Source organism: Pseudomonas sp. WJP1, assembly GCF_028471945.1.
Classification (GTDB): domain Bacteria; phylum Pseudomonadota; class Gammaproteobacteria; order Pseudomonadales; family Pseudomonadaceae; genus Aquipseudomonas.
The window spans coordinates 1,563,412-1,582,923 of record NZ_CP110128.1 but is presented as its reverse complement, the minus strand read 5'-3'; the positions used below and the strand labels follow the sequence as shown (position 1 = coordinate 1,582,923).

The following is a 19,512-nucleotide window of genomic DNA, read 5'->3' as shown; positions in this document are numbered from 1 at the left end:
ATCCGTAGGACATGCCCGCAGGTTATCAGTTACTGGGCGTCGAGTTGCTTGCCACGGGTTTCCGGCAAACTCAGGGCCGCGAGGATCACCACGCCGTAGGACACCGCCGCAAAGGCACCGATACCCACGCTCAGCGGCACGGTCTGGCTGAGCAGGCCGATCAGCAGCGGGAACAACGCCGCCAGCGCCCGACCGATGTTGTAGCAAAAGCCTTGGCCCGAACCGCGAATCCGCGTTGGAAACAGCTCGGTCAGGAACGAACCCATGCCGCTGAAAATCCCCGAGGCGAAGAAGCCCAGTGGGAAGCCCAGCCACAGCATCACGCCGTTACTGACCGGCAATTGGGTGTACAGCAGCACTATGGTGAACGAGCCGACGGCGAACAGGATGAAGTTCTTTTTGCGACCGAGGATGTCGGTCAAATAGGCGCTGATGACATAACCGACGTAGGAACCGACGATCACCATCGCCAGATAACCGCCCGTGCCGAGTACGCTCAAACCGCGTTCGTTCTTCAGGAAGGTCGGCAGCCAGGACGTAATCGCGTAGTAACCGCCCAGCGCACCGGTGGTCAGCAGCGAAGCGCGAATCGTGGTGAAGAGCATGCCGGGGGCGAAGATCTCGTAGAACTTCGACGGATTGCTCGGGGCCTCCTTGGCTTTGGCTTCGCGGTAGATTTCCGGGTCCTTGACCAGGCGACGAACGAAGATCACGAAAACAGCCGGCACGATGCCGAGGATGAACAATGCGCGCCAGGCGTCTTCCGGCGGCATGATCGAGAACAGCAGCGCGTACAGGATCGCGGTCAGGCCCCAGCCCAGCGCCCAGCCCGATTGCACCATGCCCACGGCCTTGCCGCGGTCCTGGGCGCGGATCACTTCGCCGATCAGCACCGCGCCGGCGGTCCATTCGCCGCCAAAACCGAAGCCCATCAGGGTCCGCGCAATCAGCAGTTGTTCGTAGCTCTGGGCGAAACCGCAAAGGAAGGTGAAGAAGGCAAACCACAGCACGGTCAGTTGCAAGGTGCGCACACGGCCGATGCGGTCGGAGAGAATCCCCGCCACCCAGCCACCAATGGCCGACGCGATCAGCGTGCTGGTGTGAATCAGCCCGGCCTGGCCGGTAGTGATGCCCCACATGGCAATCAGGGTCGGCACCACGAAGCTGAGCATCTGGGTGTCCATGCCATCCAGGCCATAGCCGATCTTGCAGCTCCAGAAGGTGCGGCGTTCCTGCTGATTGATGTTGCGATACCAGTCGAAAGGTCCCGGGCGAGCCGTGGCTTTCGGAATGGCGGTGGTGTCGGGCGCACTCATGGCAAATCTCCGCGCTGGTTTTATTGGTATTGTTCTGAGCCCCGACGACGCCTATCGTGGGAACCGGATGTGTCGATTCTTGGACGCGCCAGCCCTCTGCGTCCAACTAATAAAAACCCGCCCTAGCCATAAGAAAAACTTGATCACATGAACCTGAAGTTTCTCGAGACATTTGTCTGGGTCGCCCGGCTCAAGAGTTTCCGCCTCACCGCCGACAAGCTTTTCACCACCCAGGCGTCGATTTCCAGCCGCATTGCCGTGCTCGAAGGCGAGCTTGGGGTGAAGCTGTTCCTGCGCGACTCGCGCGGTGTGAGCCTGACGCCCGAAGGCTTGAAAGTGCTCGAATACGCCGAGCAAATGATGGACACCATGCAGGCGCTCAAGCAGTCGATCGAGACCCGCTCGAGCAAGGCCGGTCGCGTGCGCATCGGTGTGATGGACACAGTAATCCACACCTGGCTGAGCCCGTTGGTGGCGCAGATGACCGATCACTACCCGCTGGTGGAAATCGAACTGGTGGCCGATACCTCGCTCAACCTCTGCGATCAGCTGCAAAAAGGCTTTCTCGATGTGATCCTGCAAACCGATCTGCTGCGCCAGGAAAGCGTGCGCAGCCTGGAACTGGCCAGCCACCCCATGGGCTGGATCGTCGCCAGCAATTCGCTCTACAACCGCGACTACTCAGGCATCGCCGACCTGGCGAATGAGCGGATCATCACCTACTCGAAAAACTCCCACCCCCATCAGGAAGTGCTCGCCCTGATGCAGGCCAACGGCGTCATGGCGCCACGGCTGAACTGCGTGAACTCGGTCTCGGCGATCACCCGGTTACTGCGCGACGGCTTTGGCATCGGTGCATTGCCGCCGGTGCTGGTGGCGGAGGAACTGGCTCGGGGTGAATTGACCTTGCTGGATATCGACCAGCGACCACCGGACCTGCAAGTGGTGGTGTCGTGGCGGGTGGGCGTGGAATGGGTCGAGGAGATCGTGACGTTGTGCCAGCAGGTGCTGGAGGGGTATGCGCGTCGGGTGGGTGAGAATTACATCATCCTTGCCCACTGATGATCGTTCCCACGCGCCGCAAAGGAATGCCTCAACGGACGCTCTGCGTTCGGCTCTGGAGGGACGCAGAGCGTCCCGGGCTGCATTCCCACGCAGAGCGTGGGAACGATCATCACAGCCCGCGCAAATCCCGTTCTTCGATCGGCCGGCTCTGGCGCAGGCGCTTGCCGCCCAGCACCACCCAATCGATCAGGCGGAACAGGCACTCGATCCCGAACGACAGCAGCAACGCACCGCTCATGCCCCAGATCATCGCCTCCGGATTCAACAGGATCTGGTAGCTGTAGCCGTTCCAGGTTTCCTTGCGAATGTCCGGGTCCGCGGCCAGCACCACTTGCAGGAAGCGGATGTACCACGGCCCTTGCATCGCCTGGAACTGCTTGTCCAACGCCACCTGGCGAGTCAGCAAGTTGCCCAGGCTGTCGGCGTCGCTGCGAAAGATCGGGTCTTCACTGGCGCGATAGTGGGCGACCAGGGCCTGCATGTCGCCCTTGAAGAATTGATTGGCGGTGTTCTGGAACCCGCTCAGCCCGGCCTGCGCTTCAATCAGGTGAGCTTCGACCCGCTTGGCATAATCATTGATGAACCCCGGCACCTGGACACCGATCAACAGGCCCGCCGCAAACAACACCAGCCGTAGATAACTGAGCAACATGGGGGAAGATCCTTATTCGGTCCGGCCCTGGCTGACGCATTCACCGCGTCGCCACAGGCTCCATTGGCCTGGCTCGTAGCGGGTCCAGGTTTCATTTTCGGTCAGGGGCTCGGTGGCGATCACCGTCACCACATCGTTGGGCGTGGTTTCGGCCTGGAAGTCGACGATCACATCGACGTCCTTCAGGCGCGCCGGGCCGAAGGGGGCGCGACGGGTGATCTGCGCCAGTTTGGTCGAGCAATAGCAGAACAGCCAGTCGCCATCGCTGAGCAGGCAGTTGAACACGCCCTTGCTGCGGTATTCGGCGCAGGCAGCGACCAGGTCCGGCAGCAGTTCTTCGACCTCCACGGGTTCAGGAAACGCGGCACGCACACGGTTGAGCAAGTCACAGAACGCCGCTTCGCTGTCGGTATCGCCAACAGGGCGGTAGAAGCTGGCCGTGGGCTGCATATCCGCCAACTGGCCATTATGGGCGAAGCACCAGTTACGCCCCCACAACTCGCGCACGAAGGGATGGGTGTTGGAAAGGCAGACCTTGCCGACGTTGGCCTGGCGGATATGCCCGATCACCACTTCGCTCTTGATCGGGTAGCGTTGCACCAGGTTCGCGACTTCCGACTCGCAGCTCGCCGCCGGGTCCTGGAACAGGCGCAAACCCCGGCCTTCGTAGAAAGCGATGCCCCAACCGTCCCGGTGCGGCCCGGTACGCCCACCGCGCTGCATCAGCCCGGTGAAGCTGAACACGATATCGGTCGGGACATTGGCGCTCATGCCCAATAACTCACACATGCTCAAACTCTCGCTTCTATGGCAGGGGCACGCTTACAGACGGGGTTCGACGCGCATCCGCTGGGGATTGCCCGGCACCGGCGGACGGCCGTAACGATCATCGCCGGCACCGCCGAAGGGGTGGTCCTCTTCCGGCTCGTCGGCACGGATCGCGGCCTGGGCGGCAGCCGCCTGCTCTTTGCGGGCCCTGGCGCCACGTTCGAGGACGAACCGAATCGCCACGAACACCAGGTAGATGCCGAAAGCGATCATGCCGTACATGAACAGGTCGGAAATCGCCCGCCACGCGTTGTTGCCGACCTTGAACAACAGGTCAAGGGCGGTGATGGCAATGGCCGGGGCCACTTTTTCCTTCACCGGGTCGATGATGGTCGGGCTGAACAGCAGCACCGCCATCAGCAGGCGCAGGGGTTCGCGCAACCAGCGCCACATCCAGCGGGTGATGCGCATCCACACCAGCAGGCAGCCCAAAGCGGCAAAGGCGTAGAGGCCCCAAGCGATCAGATAGTCGTTCTCGGTCATGGTGTCCATGGCAAGGCAGGCAAAGAGGCGCTTATGATAACGGCTTTTCGTCCATCAGGCTGCTTCAATGCCAGTCGGACCTGACACAGAACCTGTGGGAGCGAGCCTGCTCGCGATGAGGCCGGTACATTCAACATCCGTGTTGACGTTCAGTCCGCCATCGCGAGCAGGCTCACTCCCACAGGTTATCAACCCCGTTTCGTACATTGTTCGAGAGCCATTCATGTCCTTATCCGCGAACGCCATCACGCCACCGATTGCCCGCAAGGCCGAAGGATCAGACCCGTACGCCTGGCTGCAGGAGCGCGACAGCGCTGCGGTGCTCGACTACCTGAACGCTGAAAACCGTTACCAGGAGGCGCAAACCGCCGATCAGGCCGGGTTGCGTGAAACCCTGTTCGAGGAAATCAAGGGCCGGATTCTCGAAACCGACCTGTCCCTGCCCTCGCCCTGGGGACCCTACCTGTACTACACGCGCACCACGGCGGGTGACGAGTACGCCCGTCACTACCGCTGCCCGCGTCCGGCCGACGACAGCCTGGTGCTCGACGAAAGCCAGGAACAATTGCTGCTGGACCCCAACGAACTGGCCAAAGGCGGTTTCTTTTCCCTCGGCGCGTTCAGCATCAGCCCCGATCACCAGCGCCTGGCCTACAGCATCGATTCCACGGGCGACGAAATCTACACGCTGTTCGTCAAGGAGTTGTCCGACGGTCGCGTCAGTGAACTGGAGTTCCAGGATTGCGACGGCAGCATGACCTGGGCCAACGACAGCCTGACCCTGTTTTTCGGCGAGCTGGACGACACCCATCGCCCGCACAAGCTGTTGCGCTATCGCCTGGACGGCACGGCGGCCGAAGAAGTGTTCCATGAAACGGACGGCCGCTTCTTCATGCACTGCTACCGTTCGAGCTCCGAACAGCAATTGCTGCTGTCCGTGGGCAGCAAGACCACCAGCGAAGTCTGGGTGCTCGACGCCAACCTTCCACAACTGCCCTTTACCTGCGTAGCGCCACGGGCGGAAAACCATGAGTACGACGTTGACCACGGCGCGCTTGATGGCCAATGGACCTGGTTCATCCGCACCAATCGCGACGGCATCAATTTTGCCCTGTACACCGCCATCGATCGCGGCGTGGCGCCAGCCGAGGCCGACTGGCATAGCCTGATCCCCCACAGCGACACGGTGATGATCGATGGCATGAGCCTGAATGCCGGCGCCATGACCCTGAGCCTGCGGGTCGGCGGTTTGCCGGTGATCGAGGTTCACCCCCAGGACCTGCCGAGCTATCGGGTACAACTGCCGGACGCGGCCTACAGCCTGCACGTGCAGAACAGCCTGGAATTCGTCAGCGAGCGGATTCGCCTGCGCTACGAAGCATTGAACCGTCCGGCGCAAATCCGCCAGCTGGAACTGGTCAGCGGCGAGCAGAAAGTGCTCAAGCAAACCCCGGTACTTGGCCCGTTCGACGCCGACGCCTACGTCAGCCAGCGCCTGTGGGCCACGGCGCCCGATGGCACGCAAGTGCCGATCAGCCTGGTGGTCAAGCGCGAAGCACTTGGCAAGCCGGTTCCGCTCTACCTGTACGGCTATGGCGCCTATGGCGAAAGCCTCGACCCGTGGTTCTCCCACGCCCGCCTGAGCCTGCTCGATCGCGGCATGGCGTTCGCCATCGCTCACGTGCGCGGCGGCGGTGAACTGGGCGAAGCCTGGTATCGCGCCGGCAAGCAGGAGCATAAGCAGAACACCTTCAGCGACTTCATCGCCTGCGCCGAACACCTGATCGCCAATGGCTTTACCACCGCGCCACAGCTGGCAATCAGCGGCGGCAGTGCCGGTGGCCTGCTGATCGGGGCGGTGCTCAACCAGCGCCCGCAACTGTTTGGCGCGGCGATTGCCGAAGTGCCGTTCGTCGATGTGCTTAACACCATGCTCGACCCGGAGCTGCCATTGACCGTCACGGAATACGACGAGTGGGGCAATCCTCAAGAGCCGGACGTTCATGAGCGGATCAAGGCCTACGCGCCTTACGAAAACGTCACCGCGCAAGCCTATCCGCCGATGCTGGTGATCGCCGGCTACAACGACAGCCGCGTGCAGTACTGGGAAGCGGCCAAATGGGTGGCGAAATTGCGCACCATCAAGACCGACGGCAATCCGCTGCTGCTCAAGACCGAACTGGGCGCCGGGCATGGCGGGATGAGCGGTCGATACCAGGGATTGCGTGACGTGGCACTCGAATATGCATTTTTGTTCAAGGTATTGGGTGTTGCCTGAGGAACTTGGCTGGGTGTGCGGGTCTTAATTCCGGATACAGGAAGCCGATACAACACTGATCCCCTGTAGGAGCGAGCCTGCTCGCGATGAAGGCGGCACATTCAACAATTATGCTGGATATGCCACCGCCATCGCGAGCAGGCTCGCTCCTACAGGGGGATTGTGGTGATTTCAAAATCGAGCCCGAAACAGACACAACAATAAAGATTGCCCGACATGTCAGAACCCACTCTATTGAACAACGAAATTCGCAACTGGCTGATGGACTGCGGCCTGTTCAACCAACTGCTACCGGCGGAATTCGCCGCGGCCTCGGGCTATTTCAACCTCAGCACCATTGCCCAGGGCGAAGAAATTTTCCACGAGGGCGATGCCGGCAGCTTCATGTGCATCATCCACACCGGCCAGGTGGCGGTGCAGAAGACCGCCAGCGACGGCCAGCAGGTGACCATCGCGACACTGCGCAGCGGTCGCTCGTTCGGCGAAATGGCCGTACTCGACGGCGAGCGGCGTTCGGCCAGTTGTGTGGCGGCGAGCAACTGCCAATTGCTCAACCTGGGCAAGGATTCGCTGGAAAAGATGCTCAACGACGCCCCGAAAATCGCCGCCAAGATCATCCGCGCCCTCGCCGTCTCGCTCTCCAAACGCTTGCGCATGGTTGATGGGCAATTGCTGTCGCAGCAGGTTTAACCACCAGGCGACTTGACCTTCGGCGGGTTCTGCTCGATCCCTGGCACCGGCTGGTCCTTGATCGGCGGACTCGGCATCTCGATCGGTACCAACGGCGGGCCGCCACTGCCCGGGCCCACTTTCGGCAACGGTACCGGACTGATTTGCGGATACGGCGTGGGCGTTGCGGTGCCCGGCGAACCGGGCATTGGCGCGGGACTGGTCGGCGTGGTCTGTAGCGGCTGGGCCGACACTGCAGTTATCGAGAGCGCGGCCAGGGCAATGGCCGTTAGAATGGTGCGCTTCATCAATGGCTCCGTTGGCCTGGTAGTCATTTGCAGGCTACTCCCAACTGCGCCCGTTTGCCTTCCCCTGTGCTGCCATTTTTCCTCAAGTGAGCCCCATGAAACGTTTTGTCCTGCTCGATACCGCCCCTATTCCCGAGAACGGCGGTGCCCTGTGCCTGTTCGAGTATGGCGAGGATTTCGTCATCAAGATCCAGGGCGGTGACGGCGGGCAATTGATGAATACGCGCATGCACGGCTCCGAGGATGCCCTGGCCGAGATCCCCTGCCGCAAGGTCGCGGGCCGTGCGAACTCGCGGGTGTTGATCGGGGGCCTTGGCATGGGCTTCACCCTCGCCTCGGCGCTCAAGCACCTGGGCAAGTCCGCGCAAGTGGTAGTCGCCGAACTGGTGCCGGGTGTGGTCGAGTGGAACCGCGGACCGCTGGGCGAAAAAGCCGGCAACCCGCTGCAAGACCCGCGCACGGTGATCCGCCTGGAAGACGTGGCCAAGGTCCTGCAGGCAGAACCGCAAGGTTTCGATGCGATCATGCTCGACGTCGACAACGGCCCCGAAGGCCTGACCCAGCGGGCCAACAGCTGGCTCTACTCCGCCGGAGGCCTGAGCGCCTGCGCCAAGGCCCTGCGGCCCAAGGGCGTGCTGGCGGTCTGGTCGGCCAGCGCCGACCGACAGTTTTCCGACAAACTGAAGAAAGCCGGTTTCAAGGCCGAGGAAGTGCAGGTCTTCGCCCACGGCAACAAGGGCACCCGCCACACCATCTGGATTGCCGAGAAGCTCAAGGGCTGAGCTAAACTGCGTGTATACCGTCATTAGTCATTCAACAAAGGTGAACCCATGAGTTCGTCCACCCCGACCAACACCTCCAAGCTGGACCGCATCCTCGCCGACAACCAGCGCGATAAGGAAATGGGCTACCGTGACAAGGCCCTGAAGATGTACCCGCACGTGTGCGGCCGCTGCGCCCGTGAATTCTCCGGCAAACGCCTGAGCGAACTGACCGTGCACCACCGCGACCATAACCACGACAACAACCCACAGGACGGGTCGAACTGGGAGTTGTTGTGCCTGTACTGCCACGATAACGAACACTCGCGTTATACCGACCAGCAATATTTCGGCGAGGGCTCGCTGAGCACGCCGAAAATCGCCAAGGCGACGCATAATCCGTTTGCGGCGTTGGCAGGCCTGATGAAGAAAGACGAATAATTTTCCGCGACTGTCCCGGCCTCATCGCTGGCAAGCCAGCTCCCACAGTGATTGGGGGTGATCACGCATTTTGTGTACACCACAGACCCTGTGGGAGCGGGCTTGCCCGCGATTGCAATTGCCTGGGCACCATCAATCCGTGAACTGACCGCTGCCAGCGAATCCCCGTATAATCGCGCTTTTTTCCCAAAGGCACCCCGCTCGTGGCAGACAAACGGTACAGCTGCATTGGTTTGTATAACCCCAAATCACCGGAGAACGTCGGTTCGGTGATGCGCGCCGCAGGCTGTTATGGCGTGGCGTCGGTGTTCTACACCGGCAAACGCTATGAACGCGCCGCCGACTTCGTCACCGATACCAAGCGTGTCCATTACGACATCCCGCTGATCGGCATCGACGACCTGAAGAAAATCCTGCCCCTCAATTGCGTACCCGTTGCCGTGGAACTGGTCGAAGGCGCCCGCCCGTTGCCGGAATACACCCACCCGGACCGCGCGCTCTACATCTTCGGCCCGGAAGACGGCTCGCTGGACAAAGAGATCCGTGACTGGTGCGAAGACGTGGTCTACATCCCGACCACCGGCTGCATGAACCTCGCCGCCACGGTCAACGTTGTGCTCTACGACCGCATGGCCAAGGGCCTCAACACCCGTTCAGGGCCGAAATTCCGCTGAATCGCCGCATATCCGATGGAACAAGTGGCCTGCTGCGGCAGTCAGCTTATCTATCCAATACCCAAGCCTGGAGTCAGATCATGAGCGAACTCAAACGCGTAGAGCGCATCGAATCCACCCCGTTCCAGACCGCTTCCGAGCAGAACGTACATGGCTGGGAGCGCATCGGCTCACTGGCGGGCGGCGTAGTCATGGTCGGCAAGGGTTTACGTCGCGGCGGCCTGTTCGGCCTGATTCAGGTGGCCATCGGCGGTGTGGCCCTGGCCCGCGGCATCACCGGGCACAGCTCGGCGAAAAGCCTGCTGGAAAAAAGCCGTCAGGACATGAACAACGTGCGGGCGAAGATCGAGCGTGCGGGGGAAGAGTTGAGACAATTGAAGGCTAACGCTGAGGCGGCGACCAAAACTGCGACGGTGACGGGGAATGATTCGTTGAAATCGCCTAAGACCGGGGTTTGATCCTTCCAGATATGGAGTGAGGCTTATGGCCCCTTCGCGGTCAAGCCTCGCTCCTACAGCGAAGGCGGTATTATTGAAGCAACTCGGTATCGAGGACTTTAGAAGACTCGCCGATCACGCTCTCACTGAGCTGCACGAATTCCTTGGTATCAATGCTCCCCAGACGCATCGCCCCACGCATCACATCATCCAGCGAACGCTTGTTACGGGTCTTCAGGCGAATCTCGCGATCCAGCTCCTGCAGCAACAGCACTGCCTTGGCCACCTGCGCGGCATTGATCTGCTCGCCGCGCAAACTGGTGACTTTCTGGCTGTCCTTGACCAGCTTCCTGTGCAGGTCCTCATACCGCTCGTCACTCATCCCCCCGGCCCGGCGCACCAGTTCGATGGCGTAGTACTCGGCAAACCCTTCGCTGATCCAGTCGCTGCGCTGCTGGTCGTTGATGCGGCCGAATACCTGGGTCAACTCGCGCACCAACGCGCTCGTACCGCTTTCACTGACCAGCGGCAGGCGGGTATTCAGGTAAATCGATTCATGCGCCGACAGACTGCCGCGCCACATCGGATCGCTGGCGCCGACAATCAACAACTTGGTCGGGTGACGAGGAAACACGGCTTGCACCTGCGGCCAGACAAACGTCAGCAGCGTCAGCACGTCCATGCGCCGCATGCCCTGGCCTCGCGGCGAGGTGACAGTGACTTCGGTTTCGCCCAATCGGGTGCGCCGGCTACCGAGGTGACCCGCCAGCATCCAGCCCGTGGGCCGGTCGAACAATCGGGAAACGTTATCGATGCGAAACTTGTTCTTGCCGATGCGCGGCCAGGCGGTTTCCACGCTTTGCCAGCCATTGGGCAACTCGAATTCCAGGCGTGACACCAGCTCGATGCCGTCCTGCTGATCGAGTTTGGCGGCCGGCACCAGATCGTCGCCGCGCATCAGCGCCCAGGCCGGGGTCATGCGCGTGTCGAAGCTGCCGCTCTTGCGGCCATGGCTGATGCGCACTCGGTAGGTCAGGCTGGACTTGTCGGGGGCCGGGCGCCAGACACCACGGGCCTGCTTGCCTTCGGTCAGCTGCCATTGACCGTCGGCCTTGAAATCGCTGTAGTGGCTGCCGTCGCCGAGGTCGAAATCCAGGCTGCGCACCGCCGAGCCCTGGGCCAAGGTCAGGCGTACCTCAGCCTGATCGCTTTGTGGCAACAGGCGCACGTGGTAATCCAGGTCAACCTTCTTCGTCGCCGCCCACACGGGAGCACTCAGGGTCAATAACCCAACGGCCAGCGCCCGCCGCCATCCCACAGCCATATACACTCCTTTGTAAAACCTTAACCCGCGCGGAAGATCAGATGGTCTTCCCAATCCTCTTCAGCCACGCTGCCTTCGGCAAGCATGCGTCCGGACTGGGAAATACGTTCGTGGTGCACCGCGTCACGATCACCGCACACCAGGTGATGCCACAACGGCAGGTCCTTGCCCTCGCTGACCAGGCGATAGCCGCAGGTCGGTGGCAGCCATTTGAACTCGTCGGCCTTGCCCGGTGTGAGCTGGATGCAGTCCGGCACCGAGGCGCGACGGTTGGGGTAATCGCTGCACTGGCAGGTTTTCAAGTCCAGCAGTTTGCAGGCGATACGCGTGTAATAGACGCTGTTGTCGTCTTCGTCTTCGAGCTTTTGCAGGCAGCACAGGCCACAGCCGTCGCACAGCGATTCCCATTCCTCCTGATCAAGTTGATCGAGGGTTTTGCGTATCCAGAACGGTTCTACTTTGGCGGCCATGGTTCGAGCATCGACATCAGGTGGTGAAAAGGCCGCCAGTCTAGTGCCCGCAGCCCTGCGGGCCAAGCATTGGCGACTGTCGGTAGCACGGGACTTGTCAGCGAGGGCGGCGCCAAGTAGCTTTGCCAATCGCAAGGAGCCCTACCTGCATGCCATTAACGCTCGACCGCGTTGCATTGCGGTGACCGCCCAGGCTCTCGAATAACCTCACCGCCCAGCTCAACTGCGCCCGCAGGTTTCAGACGACCCTCACTTTCAAACGTAGCAAGGAATCTCTTGATGAGTGCAAATCCACGCATTGCCGATTACGCCATCCATCCGCAGTTTACCGATCGCTGGTCGCCCCGCGCCTTCACCGGCGAAACCATTCCTGAAGAAACCCTGCTGAGCTTCTTCGAAGCCGCGCGCTGGGCACCGTCGGCGTACAACTCGCAGCCTTGGCGGTTTCTCTATGCGCGTCGCGATACGCCGAACTGGGAGCGTTACCTGGGCCTGCTGAACGAATTCAACCGCAGCTGGGCGCAACACGCCTCGGCCTTGGTGATCGTGATCTCGAAAACCACCTTCACCGCGCCTGGCGCCGCCGAAGAAACCCCGGCGCTGTGGCACACCTTCGACACCGGCTCCGCCTGGGGTCACCTGGCGCTGCAAGCCAGCATCAGTGGCTGGCACACCCACGGCATGGCAGGTTTCGATCAGGAACTGACCCGCAAGGAGCTGAACATTCCTGAAGGCTACGCCCTGCACGCAGCCGTGGCAGTCGGGAAGTTGGGGGATAAAGCGACGCTGGCGGAATATCTGCAAGCGCGTGAAGAACCAAGCCCGCGGCGGCCGTTGAACGAACTCGCCGCTGAAGGCGACTTCACCCTCTAAGGCGTGCTGAACCTGATCGTTCCCACGCTCTGCGTGGGAACGATCAGAGCTAGCAGCTCAGTACCCGCGACTAAAATCCACTTCCCCACGCAACGCTTCACCGGCCTGATACGCCCGCAGGTTCTCGACAAACAGATTCACCATCAACGATGGCGAGGTCGGTGCCGAGCTATGACCCGTCAGCAGCAGGCCAAAAGCCGTCCAGAACGGATGACGTTGCGGCAGCGGCTCCTGGCGACAGACATCAATCACCGCGCCCACCAGATGCCCTTCCTTCAAGGCCTCCACCAGATCCGCATCCACCACCGCCACACCGCGCCCGACGTTGATGAACAATCCGCTCGGCTTGAACTGCTTGAACAGCGCCGCATCGTAGATATCGTGGGTGTTCGGTGTATTTGGCAGCAGATTGACCACGTAATCCACTTCACCAACCAATCGTGGCAGGTCCGCCAGCGAGCCGACTTCGATAAAGGGTGCCTGCTCACGGGCCTCACTGGCGATGCCGTACAGCTGCACACCAAAGGGTACGAGGAATTGCGCCACCGTCTGCCCGATATCACCGGTACCGACGATCAATACCTTGCGCCCCGCCAGGCTCTGGCCGTGACGGCTGTCCCATTTGCGCTCGACCTGGCTGACCAGCCGTGCCAGCACCTCGCGTTCGTGGCCGAGCATGTAGGTGAGTACATACTCGGCCATGACCTGGCCGAAAATCCCCACTGCGCGGGTCAGGCGATAGTGCCGAGGCAAGCCATCGGCCAACAGCGGCGTGATCCCTGCCCAGGTCGATTGCAGCCATTGTGGCTGATGCCCCTGACGCAACAGGGTCGCCAGCAAGTCGGGTTGACCGAGCCAGACCGGGCAATCGCTAGCCAGGCGCGCCAGCTCGGCGGAATCGCCGCTGGTCAGTACTTCCACGTCAGGCGCCGCCTCTTGCAACAGTCGGGCGTACACCGGGTGGTCGTGATCAGCAATCAGAACGCGCATGCTTCAAACCTTTCGAAAAACCGTGCAGACGACCGCCGACAGAGTCCTGCTCCGTCCTTGCGGCCCTCGCCAAAATCATTCCAGTGTCCTGCAAGGCCCTGAACAGAGCCTGCCTGTCGATCACATGGGGTCGTTGCGTCGCAGCAATTCTTCCGGCAAGTGCTCGATGTATTCCTCTTCCGCTGGCGGCATTTGCAGGTGATAGCCCTGCTTTTCGAGGTTATCCAGCACGACGGTGATGTCTTCGCGCGACAGTTTGCGCTCGGGGCTCAACACCAGGTCGAACGCGTGGATGGCTTTGCCGAAGGCGGCCATCAAGGGCTCCGGTACACGCTCCAGAGCATCGCTCTTGAGCACATAGAGGTACATCTCGTTTCTTTTCGAACTGCGGTAGATGGAGCAAATACGTTTCAAGGCTGTTCTCCGGCGGTGGCCAGGCTGTCGAGCAGCGCCTGGCCCATCAATTCGCGGCGCCAGCCACGCAGCGAATCAGGCAATTGGTAGGGACCATTGGGGAAGCCGCTCTTGAGCAGCGCTTCCAGGGTTTTCTTGCGCAGCATCAGCTCAGGCGCGATGTTCAGGCGCTCGGCCTCGGACTGGCCGATGGCCTTGAGCCGCTTGAGCAGCGCAGCGGCGTCCACCGGCAACGGCTCAGGCACAGCGGGCGGCCATTGCTCCGGCGACACACTGCCAGAGCGCTTGATCAGCTCAAGCAGGAATTCGCCGTCCTGACGCACGGTACGCGGGTGCATGTCTTCGATTTTCGCCAATGCGCCGAGGTTGTCCGGTTGCGTGCGCGCCAACGGCCACAGCGAATGCTCGCGGATGATGCGGTTACGTGGCAGGTCACGGGCACGCGCCTCTTGCTCGCGCCAGGCGCAGAGTTCACGCAACACGGCGAGCTGTGCGCGGGACAGTTTCCAGGCCAGCTTGGCGTCGCGGTAGACCTCGAACGGGTCGATTTCGCGACGCAGGTTGGCCACGAGCTCCGCACCGTCTTCCAGGACCCAGGCGTATTTGTCATCGGACAGTTGCGGGCGCAATTTCACGAACACTTCCGCCAGGTGCACGGCGTCTTCGGCGGCGTAGCTGATCTGGGTCTCGGAAAGCGGGCGTTGCAGCCAGTCGGAACGGGTTTCGCCCTTGGGCAGGTCGATCCCCAGCACTTCCTGCACCAGCCGCGAATAGCCCATGGAGAAACCCAGGTTCAGGTAAGCGGCGGCCAGTTGCGTATCGAACAGCGGTGCCGGCAGGCTACCGGTCAGGCGCAGCAGGACTTCGAGGTCTTCGCTGCACGCATGGACAACCTTGACCACCGCCGGATTTTCCAGCAAGGCGGCCAGGGGCTGCCAGTTGTCGATGGTCAGCGGATCGATCAGGTACGCACGCTCGCCATCGCCGACCTGCAGCAGGCCTGCAATCGGGTAGAAGGTGTCGACCCGCATGAATTCGGTGTCGAGGGCAACGAACGGCAGCTGCTGCCACTCGGTGCAAAACCTACCGAGGCTATCGTTGTCGCGAATCCAGTGAATATCGATGGCCACACGGCTCTCCCTTGAAGAATGGCGCGCAGTATATATCGCCCCCGACGATTTCCGCGCATCCACTGAACAAGAGCTTTAGCGAAAATGCCTGCCTGACTGTAAGAATAGTCGGACAAACACGGCCTAATCGACCTTACCCAGCACGTAAACCCGCCTCGGGGCGCGACCGGGCAGAAAATCCTGATGGCTGAGCACGCGCAATCCTGCCCTCTTGAACTCAGCCTCGACCTGGGTCTTGCTGACCAGCGGCCCTGCCGGAGCCCCCTGCCCGTCGGTGCGCCCTGCGCTGCAACGGCCAGCGACCCGCACCGCCACAATTACCGTATCGCGACTGACGCGGTAAAACTCGCCCAACATCGCTAAACGAAGCTCCGGACAGGTTATGTGCTGAAACAACTGCATGCAAAAAATGCAGTCAACCGCATTCACAGGCAAGCCAATGTTGAAGGCTGAGCTTTGAAAGGTCCTGACTCGCTGCATCAGGCTCTGCGGATGGTGGGTCCAGGCATGTTCGAGAATTGCTTGGGACGGGTCCATCGCGAGGATCACCCGGTTCGCCCGCTCGCCCAGCACCGACCAGAAGCGCCCGACCCCGCAAGCCACATCGAGAATCAAGCCCGGTTCGCCAGCGACCTTGAGTGCCCGGCGCACCATTTGCTCGTCTCGCCAGAACGCCAGGCGCTCGCCCATGCCTTGCGCTCGCGGCTGCTGGCAGACGCGGGCGTGCTCCTGGTCATAATGCCGGGCGAACTCGAGTTCGATGGCGCAGGGGGACTGGGCAGTCATGTGCAAGGGCTCTCGAACGTAGATGTGCCGGCCGCGGGCCGTCGTAGGTACAGAGGTCGCAGCACTCAATCTTTGGCCAGTACGCCATCGATCGCCGCCCTGCGGCAGCCGGAAAACATATCCAGGTCCTGGTTATAGACCTTGCTGTTGACCTCCAGCAGCCCCAGCATCGAATGGAACAGGTTGTCCTGGCTCAAGGGCTTTTCACGACTCATCTGCAGGCAATGGGTGTCCACCGAGAACGACTTCTGATAGCTGTCGGAGAACCAGGCCAGCATCGCCACATGTTTCTGTTGCTCCGGTGCCAGCATGTAAGGGGTGCCATGGAGGAACAGGTTGTATTCGCCCAGGGACTCGCCGTGGTCCGACAGATACAGCATCGCGGTATCGACTTTGTCCTGGTTGCTGCGCAACAGATCGATCAGGGTCGACAGCACATGGTCGGTGTACACCAGCGTATTGTCATAGCCATTGATGATGCTTTCGCGGCTGCAGTTGTTCAGCGCATTGCTTTGGCAGACCGGAGTAAAGCGCTCGAATTCCTTCGGATAACGTTTGTAGTACTCCGGACCGTGACTGCCCATCTGGTGCAGTACAAGTACCGTGTCTTTGTCCAGGTTATCGATGAAATGTTGCAAACCTTGCAGCAGGATTTCATCGCGGCATTCACTGTTGGCGCACAGCACCGGGTCTTTCAGATTGCTGACGTCATCGAGGGTGACGCGATCGCAGGTACCCTTGCAGCCAGATTGATTGTCACGCCAGATCACATCCAGGCCCGCACGCTTGAGCACATCGAGCAGCCCTTCTTCGTTCTTGGCCTTGCTGGCGTTGTAATCCTTGCGCCCCATGTTGGAGAACATGCAGGGCACGGACACCGCCGTTTCAGTGCCGCAAGATTTCACATCGGTAAATGCGATCAGCCCGGCTTCCTTTTCCAGTTTCGGCGTGGTGTCGCGGTTGTAGCCGAGCACGCCGAAGTTTTCGGCCCGGGCACTCTCACCGACCACCAGAACCGTCAGGGACTTGCGACCATGGGTTTGCCAGGCCAGATTGCGTTGCGCGTCTTCACCGATTTTGACGAAAGGCTGGCGTGCCGACGCGACCTGTTCGCGCAAGTAACCGGAAAAGGCACCAATGTAGTTGCTTGGAACCACCATCAGACGCAGCTCATGGTGATTGCGAAACAGCGAAGACAGGCCTTGATAGTTAATCAGTGCAACACCACCAATGACCGCCGCCGAGGCAAAAGTCACGAGCGCCTTGCTTAATAACTCACGATGCCAGCGGCGATAACTAACCGGGATTTGCCACAACAACCAGGACGGCAGCACACCGAGGAAAACAATATAAGCAAGCAACTTTAATGACAGTAAGTCACGCACTTCCGTTGCATTGGTTTGGGCAAAGTTGCGCAACATGCCGATGTCGATCAGGACGCCATATTGCCCCATGAAATAAGCCACGCCCGCACTGATCATGAAAAGCAGGGTCAGCACGGGCTTGAGCACCGGCCGGAACGCCAGCAAGGTCAGGATGATGTTGAAGGCCGCGAGGATCATCGCCCCGAACGCCACGCGCATGACGATACCCTTACCATCCGCGGCGGTGATCTCGAAGAGGTGCTGCCACAATACAAGATTGAAGGCAGTCAATAAAAAGGCGCTGGCAATCAGTGTCACCCATTCCGGGCGCACGGCTTTAATCTTGAACATGGTGAAAGGCTTATCCCTGAAAAGAAGTGCCTTCGATAAATGTGAAAATTTCATTTATCGCGACAACACTAACTCTAGGCAGCCGACCATCAATTTTTCGTGAAAAAGAAGCCAACGATTAGTTGCCAGTCTTACACTCGATGAAACTTTCTACCTATTTGAGAATGGTTCAGCTCTTGTTCAGCACGATTGAAGGCTGAAGGACACAAGAGCGTCTTATAGGGGCAACCTTGTCACTTGTGCGAGCAAGTGATCGAGGCCTGCATCGAAGCGAATACGGCCTGAAAGTCAGGTGCCGACGGTGACCTTGGCATAGGATTCCCGATCGATGTCGAGAATTTCCACGCACAACTGCACTTCCAGCCCCGCCGGCCACTGGCATAGATCCTTGACCACAGCCAGCAGGCTTTCCGACAGCTGCTTCTTTATTTCCGCGGAGCGACCGCTCAGCACCGCCAGTTTCACATGCACGAACGCCCGCTCGGCCAATGCCGTGCCGACCTTGAACGTCTCGATCTTCACCGCGCGACTCTTGATGTCCAATTCGGCACCGAACTGACCGGACCCCACCAGCGTATTGTTCAGGCGCATCAACGCCACATCGGCATTCAGGGCAGGCAGGTTGGCGGTGTATTCCAGGTGCAGGTGAGGCATGGCATAACTCCTGTAGGTCGACGTAAAGCTCTTACATATAGCACAGCGCTGCCTTGTTCACTGGGGCAGCGACAACAGATTGCGCTCCCCCATGAAGGCTTCAAGGCGTGAGCGCAACCAGCGCTCCGCAGGGTCACTGTCGACATGGCTGAGCCAGACCATGGACAACTCGAGGGTCGGTGTCCGAAACGGAAACGGCTCCTTGAACAACTGACCGGACGCCGCCATGGCCTCTGCGGCGTAATCCGGCAGGCTGGCAATCAGGTCGGTCCCGGCGATCAAGGCCGGCAACGAACTGTATTGCGGCACCGAGAGCACCACCTGGCGCGTGCGGCCGATCGCTGCCAGCCAGTCGTCAGCAAAACCACTGACGTTGGCAATATGGGACACCAACACATGGGGGCGCGAACAGTACTCATCGACCGTCAGCGGTGTATCGCTGGCATCGGCACGCAACACGCAAGGACGAATGTGCCGCAACAACTTGCGCTTGGCGTTGGCTGGCAGGCCACGGGTCTGGCTGACGCCGACCGTTATGTCGCCAGAGGCCAGCAAGTCGGGAATGCGCCAGTAATCGACATTCTGCACCACGAACACCACCTTCGGCGCTTCCTGGCGCAACGCCCGTAGCAACGGCGGAAGCAGGCCGAACTCGACATCGTCGGACATCCCGATGCGAAAGGTCATGGTGCTGCTGGCCGGGTCGAACTCATGGGTCAGGCTCAACGCCACCGACAACGAATCCAGCGCCGGCGACAAGTGCCGAAAGATCTCTTCAGCCCGCGCCGTCGGCTCCATGCGATGGCCGACACGTATGAACAACGGATCGTTGAACATGGTACGCAAGCGGTTGAGCGCCGAACTGATGGTCGGCTGACCGAGAAACAGCTTCTTCGCCACCTTGGTGACGTTGCGCTCCAGCATCAGCGCTTCAAACACCACCATCAGGTTGATGTCGGCCTTGCGTAGCTCGTTGCGATTCATCCACTGACCCCGCACTCAAAAACAAGCGACAGTTTAGGGAGTTGTAACAATCGGCGTCTACGCGACTGAACGAATGCCTCGAGGGATTTGTGGTTAATGCCAACAGGCGCAAGCGTTGGGCCCTACTTAGCCTCCCCTGTCGAAGGAGGAGGCAAACATCGCGACACAGTCCAACGGATGATAAAGCAGCGCAATTAATCCAGTATTTCCTGCGTCATCCAAGCCGGATGACGGGAGCACTTCCGCTCAATTCAAATATC

Annotated in this window: 22 protein-coding genes; 8 read left to right on the top strand and 14 right to left on the bottom strand. The window is 60.5% G+C overall.

Features of this window, described 5'->3' with window-relative positions; all coding sequences use genetic code 11:
• Positions 1-29: 29 nt before the first annotated feature.
• Positions 30-1,316: an MFS transporter gene (locus tag OH720_RS07215; protein ID WP_272605060.1), complete on the bottom strand. Its 1,287-nt coding sequence runs from the start codon at positions 1,314-1,316 to the stop codon at positions 30-32.
• A gap of 147 nt (positions 1,317-1,463) precedes the next feature.
• Here OH720_RS07215 and OH720_RS07210 point away from each other — a divergent pair, with 147 nt between their 5' ends.
• Positions 1,464-2,378 carry a LysR family transcriptional regulator gene (locus tag OH720_RS07210; RefSeq protein WP_272605059.1) on the top strand — a complete coding sequence of 305 codons (915 nt, stop codon included), beginning with the start codon at positions 1,464-1,466 and terminating at the stop codon, positions 2,376-2,378.
• Positions 2,379-2,490: 112 nt separating this feature from the next.
• Here OH720_RS07210 and OH720_RS07205 read toward each other — a convergent pair whose 3' ends face one another.
• The 3 genes from OH720_RS07205 to OH720_RS07195 are packed head-to-tail and all read right to left on the bottom strand — an operon-like array spanning position 2,491 to position 4,353.
• A complete protein-coding gene (locus tag OH720_RS07205; RefSeq protein WP_272605058.1) occupies positions 2,491-3,033 on the bottom strand; it encodes a DUF2937 family protein in 543 nt (180 codons plus the stop codon).
• Positions 3,034-3,045: 12 nt separating this feature from the next.
• Positions 3,046-3,822 carry a class II glutamine amidotransferase gene (locus OH720_RS07200; RefSeq protein WP_272605057.1) on the bottom strand — a complete coding sequence of 259 codons (777 nt, stop codon included), beginning with the start codon at positions 3,820-3,822 and terminating at the stop codon, positions 3,046-3,048.
• A gap of 33 nt (positions 3,823-3,855) precedes the next feature.
• Complete coding sequence (locus tag OH720_RS07195) at positions 3,856-4,353, bottom strand: MFS transporter (protein WP_272605056.1); 498 nt, start codon at positions 4,351-4,353, stop codon at positions 3,856-3,858.
• Between the two features lie 214 nt (positions 4,354-4,567).
• Here OH720_RS07195 and OH720_RS07190 point away from each other — a divergent pair, with 214 nt between their 5' ends.
• The gene (locus OH720_RS07190; protein ID WP_272605055.1) at positions 4,568-6,622 is read left to right on the top strand and encodes a S9 family peptidase; all 2,055 of its coding nucleotides are present in this window, start codon (positions 4,568-4,570) and stop codon (positions 6,620-6,622) included.
• Positions 6,623-6,838: 216 nt separating this feature from the next.
• Complete coding sequence (locus OH720_RS07185) at positions 6,839-7,312, top strand: cyclic nucleotide-binding domain-containing protein (protein ID WP_272605054.1); 474 nt, start codon at positions 6,839-6,841, stop codon at positions 7,310-7,312.
• On the opposite strand, the gene OH720_RS07180 is transcribed toward OH720_RS07185, so the two are convergent.
• Positions 7,309-7,599: a hypothetical protein gene (locus OH720_RS07180; RefSeq protein WP_272605053.1), complete on the bottom strand. Its 291-nt coding sequence runs from the start codon at positions 7,597-7,599 to the stop codon at positions 7,309-7,311. The genes OH720_RS07185 and OH720_RS07180 overlap by 4 nt on opposite strands.
• 95 nt (positions 7,600-7,694) lie before the next feature.
• Here OH720_RS07180 and OH720_RS07175 point away from each other — a divergent pair, with 95 nt between their 5' ends.
• The 4 genes from OH720_RS07175 to OH720_RS07160 all read left to right on the top strand — a co-directional run bounded on the left by OH720_RS07175 (position 7,695) and on the right by OH720_RS07160 (position 9,933).
• Positions 7,695-8,381: a spermidine synthase gene (locus tag OH720_RS07175; protein ID WP_272605052.1), complete on the top strand. Its 687-nt coding sequence runs from the start codon at positions 7,695-7,697 to the stop codon at positions 8,379-8,381.
• Between the two features lie 48 nt (positions 8,382-8,429).
• The gene (locus tag OH720_RS07170; RefSeq protein ID WP_110966870.1) at positions 8,430-8,801 is read left to right on the top strand and encodes a YajD family HNH nuclease; all 372 of its coding nucleotides are present in this window, start codon (positions 8,430-8,432) and stop codon (positions 8,799-8,801) included.
• A gap of 203 nt (positions 8,802-9,004) precedes the next feature.
• Positions 9,005-9,475 (top strand): RNA methyltransferase, encoded by a 471-nt coding sequence (locus OH720_RS07165; RefSeq protein WP_007911337.1) that lies wholly within the window; start codon positions 9,005-9,007, stop codon positions 9,473-9,475.
• An 80-nt stretch (positions 9,476-9,555) separates the two neighbouring features.
• Positions 9,556-9,933: a YgaP family membrane protein gene (locus OH720_RS07160; RefSeq protein ID WP_272605051.1), complete on the top strand. Its 378-nt coding sequence runs from the start codon at positions 9,556-9,558 to the stop codon at positions 9,931-9,933.
• 70 nt (positions 9,934-10,003) lie between these two features.
• Here OH720_RS07160 and OH720_RS07155 read toward each other — a convergent pair whose 3' ends face one another.
• Together OH720_RS07155 and OH720_RS07150 are read right to left on the bottom strand one after the other, a co-directional pair.
• On the bottom strand, positions 10,004-11,236 hold the full coding sequence (locus OH720_RS07155) for a hypothetical protein (RefSeq protein ID WP_272605050.1): 1,233 nt from the start codon (positions 11,234-11,236) through the stop codon (positions 10,004-10,006).
• A 20-nt stretch (positions 11,237-11,256) separates the two neighbouring features.
• A complete protein-coding gene (locus OH720_RS07150) occupies positions 11,257-11,706 on the bottom strand; it encodes a YcgN family cysteine cluster protein (RefSeq protein WP_008056118.1) in 450 nt (149 codons plus the stop codon).
• A 279-nt stretch (positions 11,707-11,985) separates the two neighbouring features.
• On the opposite strand from OH720_RS07150, the gene OH720_RS07145 reads away from it, so the two are divergent.
• Positions 11,986-12,579, top strand: a complete 594-nt coding sequence (locus tag OH720_RS07145; RefSeq protein WP_272605049.1) for a nitroreductase family protein — start codon at positions 11,986-11,988, stop codon at positions 12,577-12,579.
• Positions 12,580-12,636: 57 nt separating this feature from the next.
• On the opposite strand, the gene OH720_RS07140 is transcribed toward OH720_RS07145, so the two are convergent.
• The 7 genes from OH720_RS07140 to OH720_RS07110 form a co-directional block, all read right to left on the bottom strand.
• Positions 12,637-13,569 (bottom strand): D-2-hydroxyacid dehydrogenase, encoded by a 933-nt coding sequence (locus OH720_RS07140; protein WP_272605048.1) that lies wholly within the window; start codon positions 13,567-13,569, stop codon positions 12,637-12,639.
• 120 nt (positions 13,570-13,689) lie between these two features.
• Positions 13,690-13,983 (bottom strand): YcgL domain-containing protein, encoded by a 294-nt coding sequence (locus tag OH720_RS07135; protein WP_272605047.1) that lies wholly within the window; start codon positions 13,981-13,983, stop codon positions 13,690-13,692.
• Positions 13,980-15,113, bottom strand: a complete 1,134-nt coding sequence (gene rnd, locus OH720_RS07130; protein ID WP_272605046.1) for a ribonuclease D — start codon at positions 15,111-15,113, stop codon at positions 13,980-13,982. Before rnd ends, OH720_RS07135 begins: the two co-directional genes overlap by 4 nt.
• Positions 15,114-15,236: 123 nt before the next feature.
• Positions 15,237-15,899: a class I SAM-dependent methyltransferase gene (locus OH720_RS07125; protein WP_272605045.1), complete on the bottom strand. Its 663-nt coding sequence runs from the start codon at positions 15,897-15,899 to the stop codon at positions 15,237-15,239.
• A gap of 65 nt (positions 15,900-15,964) precedes the next feature.
• Positions 15,965-17,614 carry a phosphoethanolamine transferase gene (locus OH720_RS07120; protein ID WP_272605044.1) on the bottom strand — a complete coding sequence of 550 codons (1,650 nt, stop codon included), beginning with the start codon at positions 17,612-17,614 and terminating at the stop codon, positions 15,965-15,967.
• A gap of 288 nt (positions 17,615-17,902) precedes the next feature.
• Positions 17,903-18,268: a 5-carboxymethyl-2-hydroxymuconate Delta-isomerase gene (locus OH720_RS07115; RefSeq protein ID WP_272605043.1), complete on the bottom strand. Its 366-nt coding sequence runs from the start codon at positions 18,266-18,268 to the stop codon at positions 17,903-17,905.
• A gap of 57 nt (positions 18,269-18,325) precedes the next feature.
• A complete protein-coding gene (locus OH720_RS07110; RefSeq protein ID WP_272605042.1) occupies positions 18,326-19,252 on the bottom strand; it encodes a LysR substrate-binding domain-containing protein in 927 nt (308 codons plus the stop codon).
• Between the last annotated feature and the right edge of the window lie 260 nt (positions 19,253-19,512).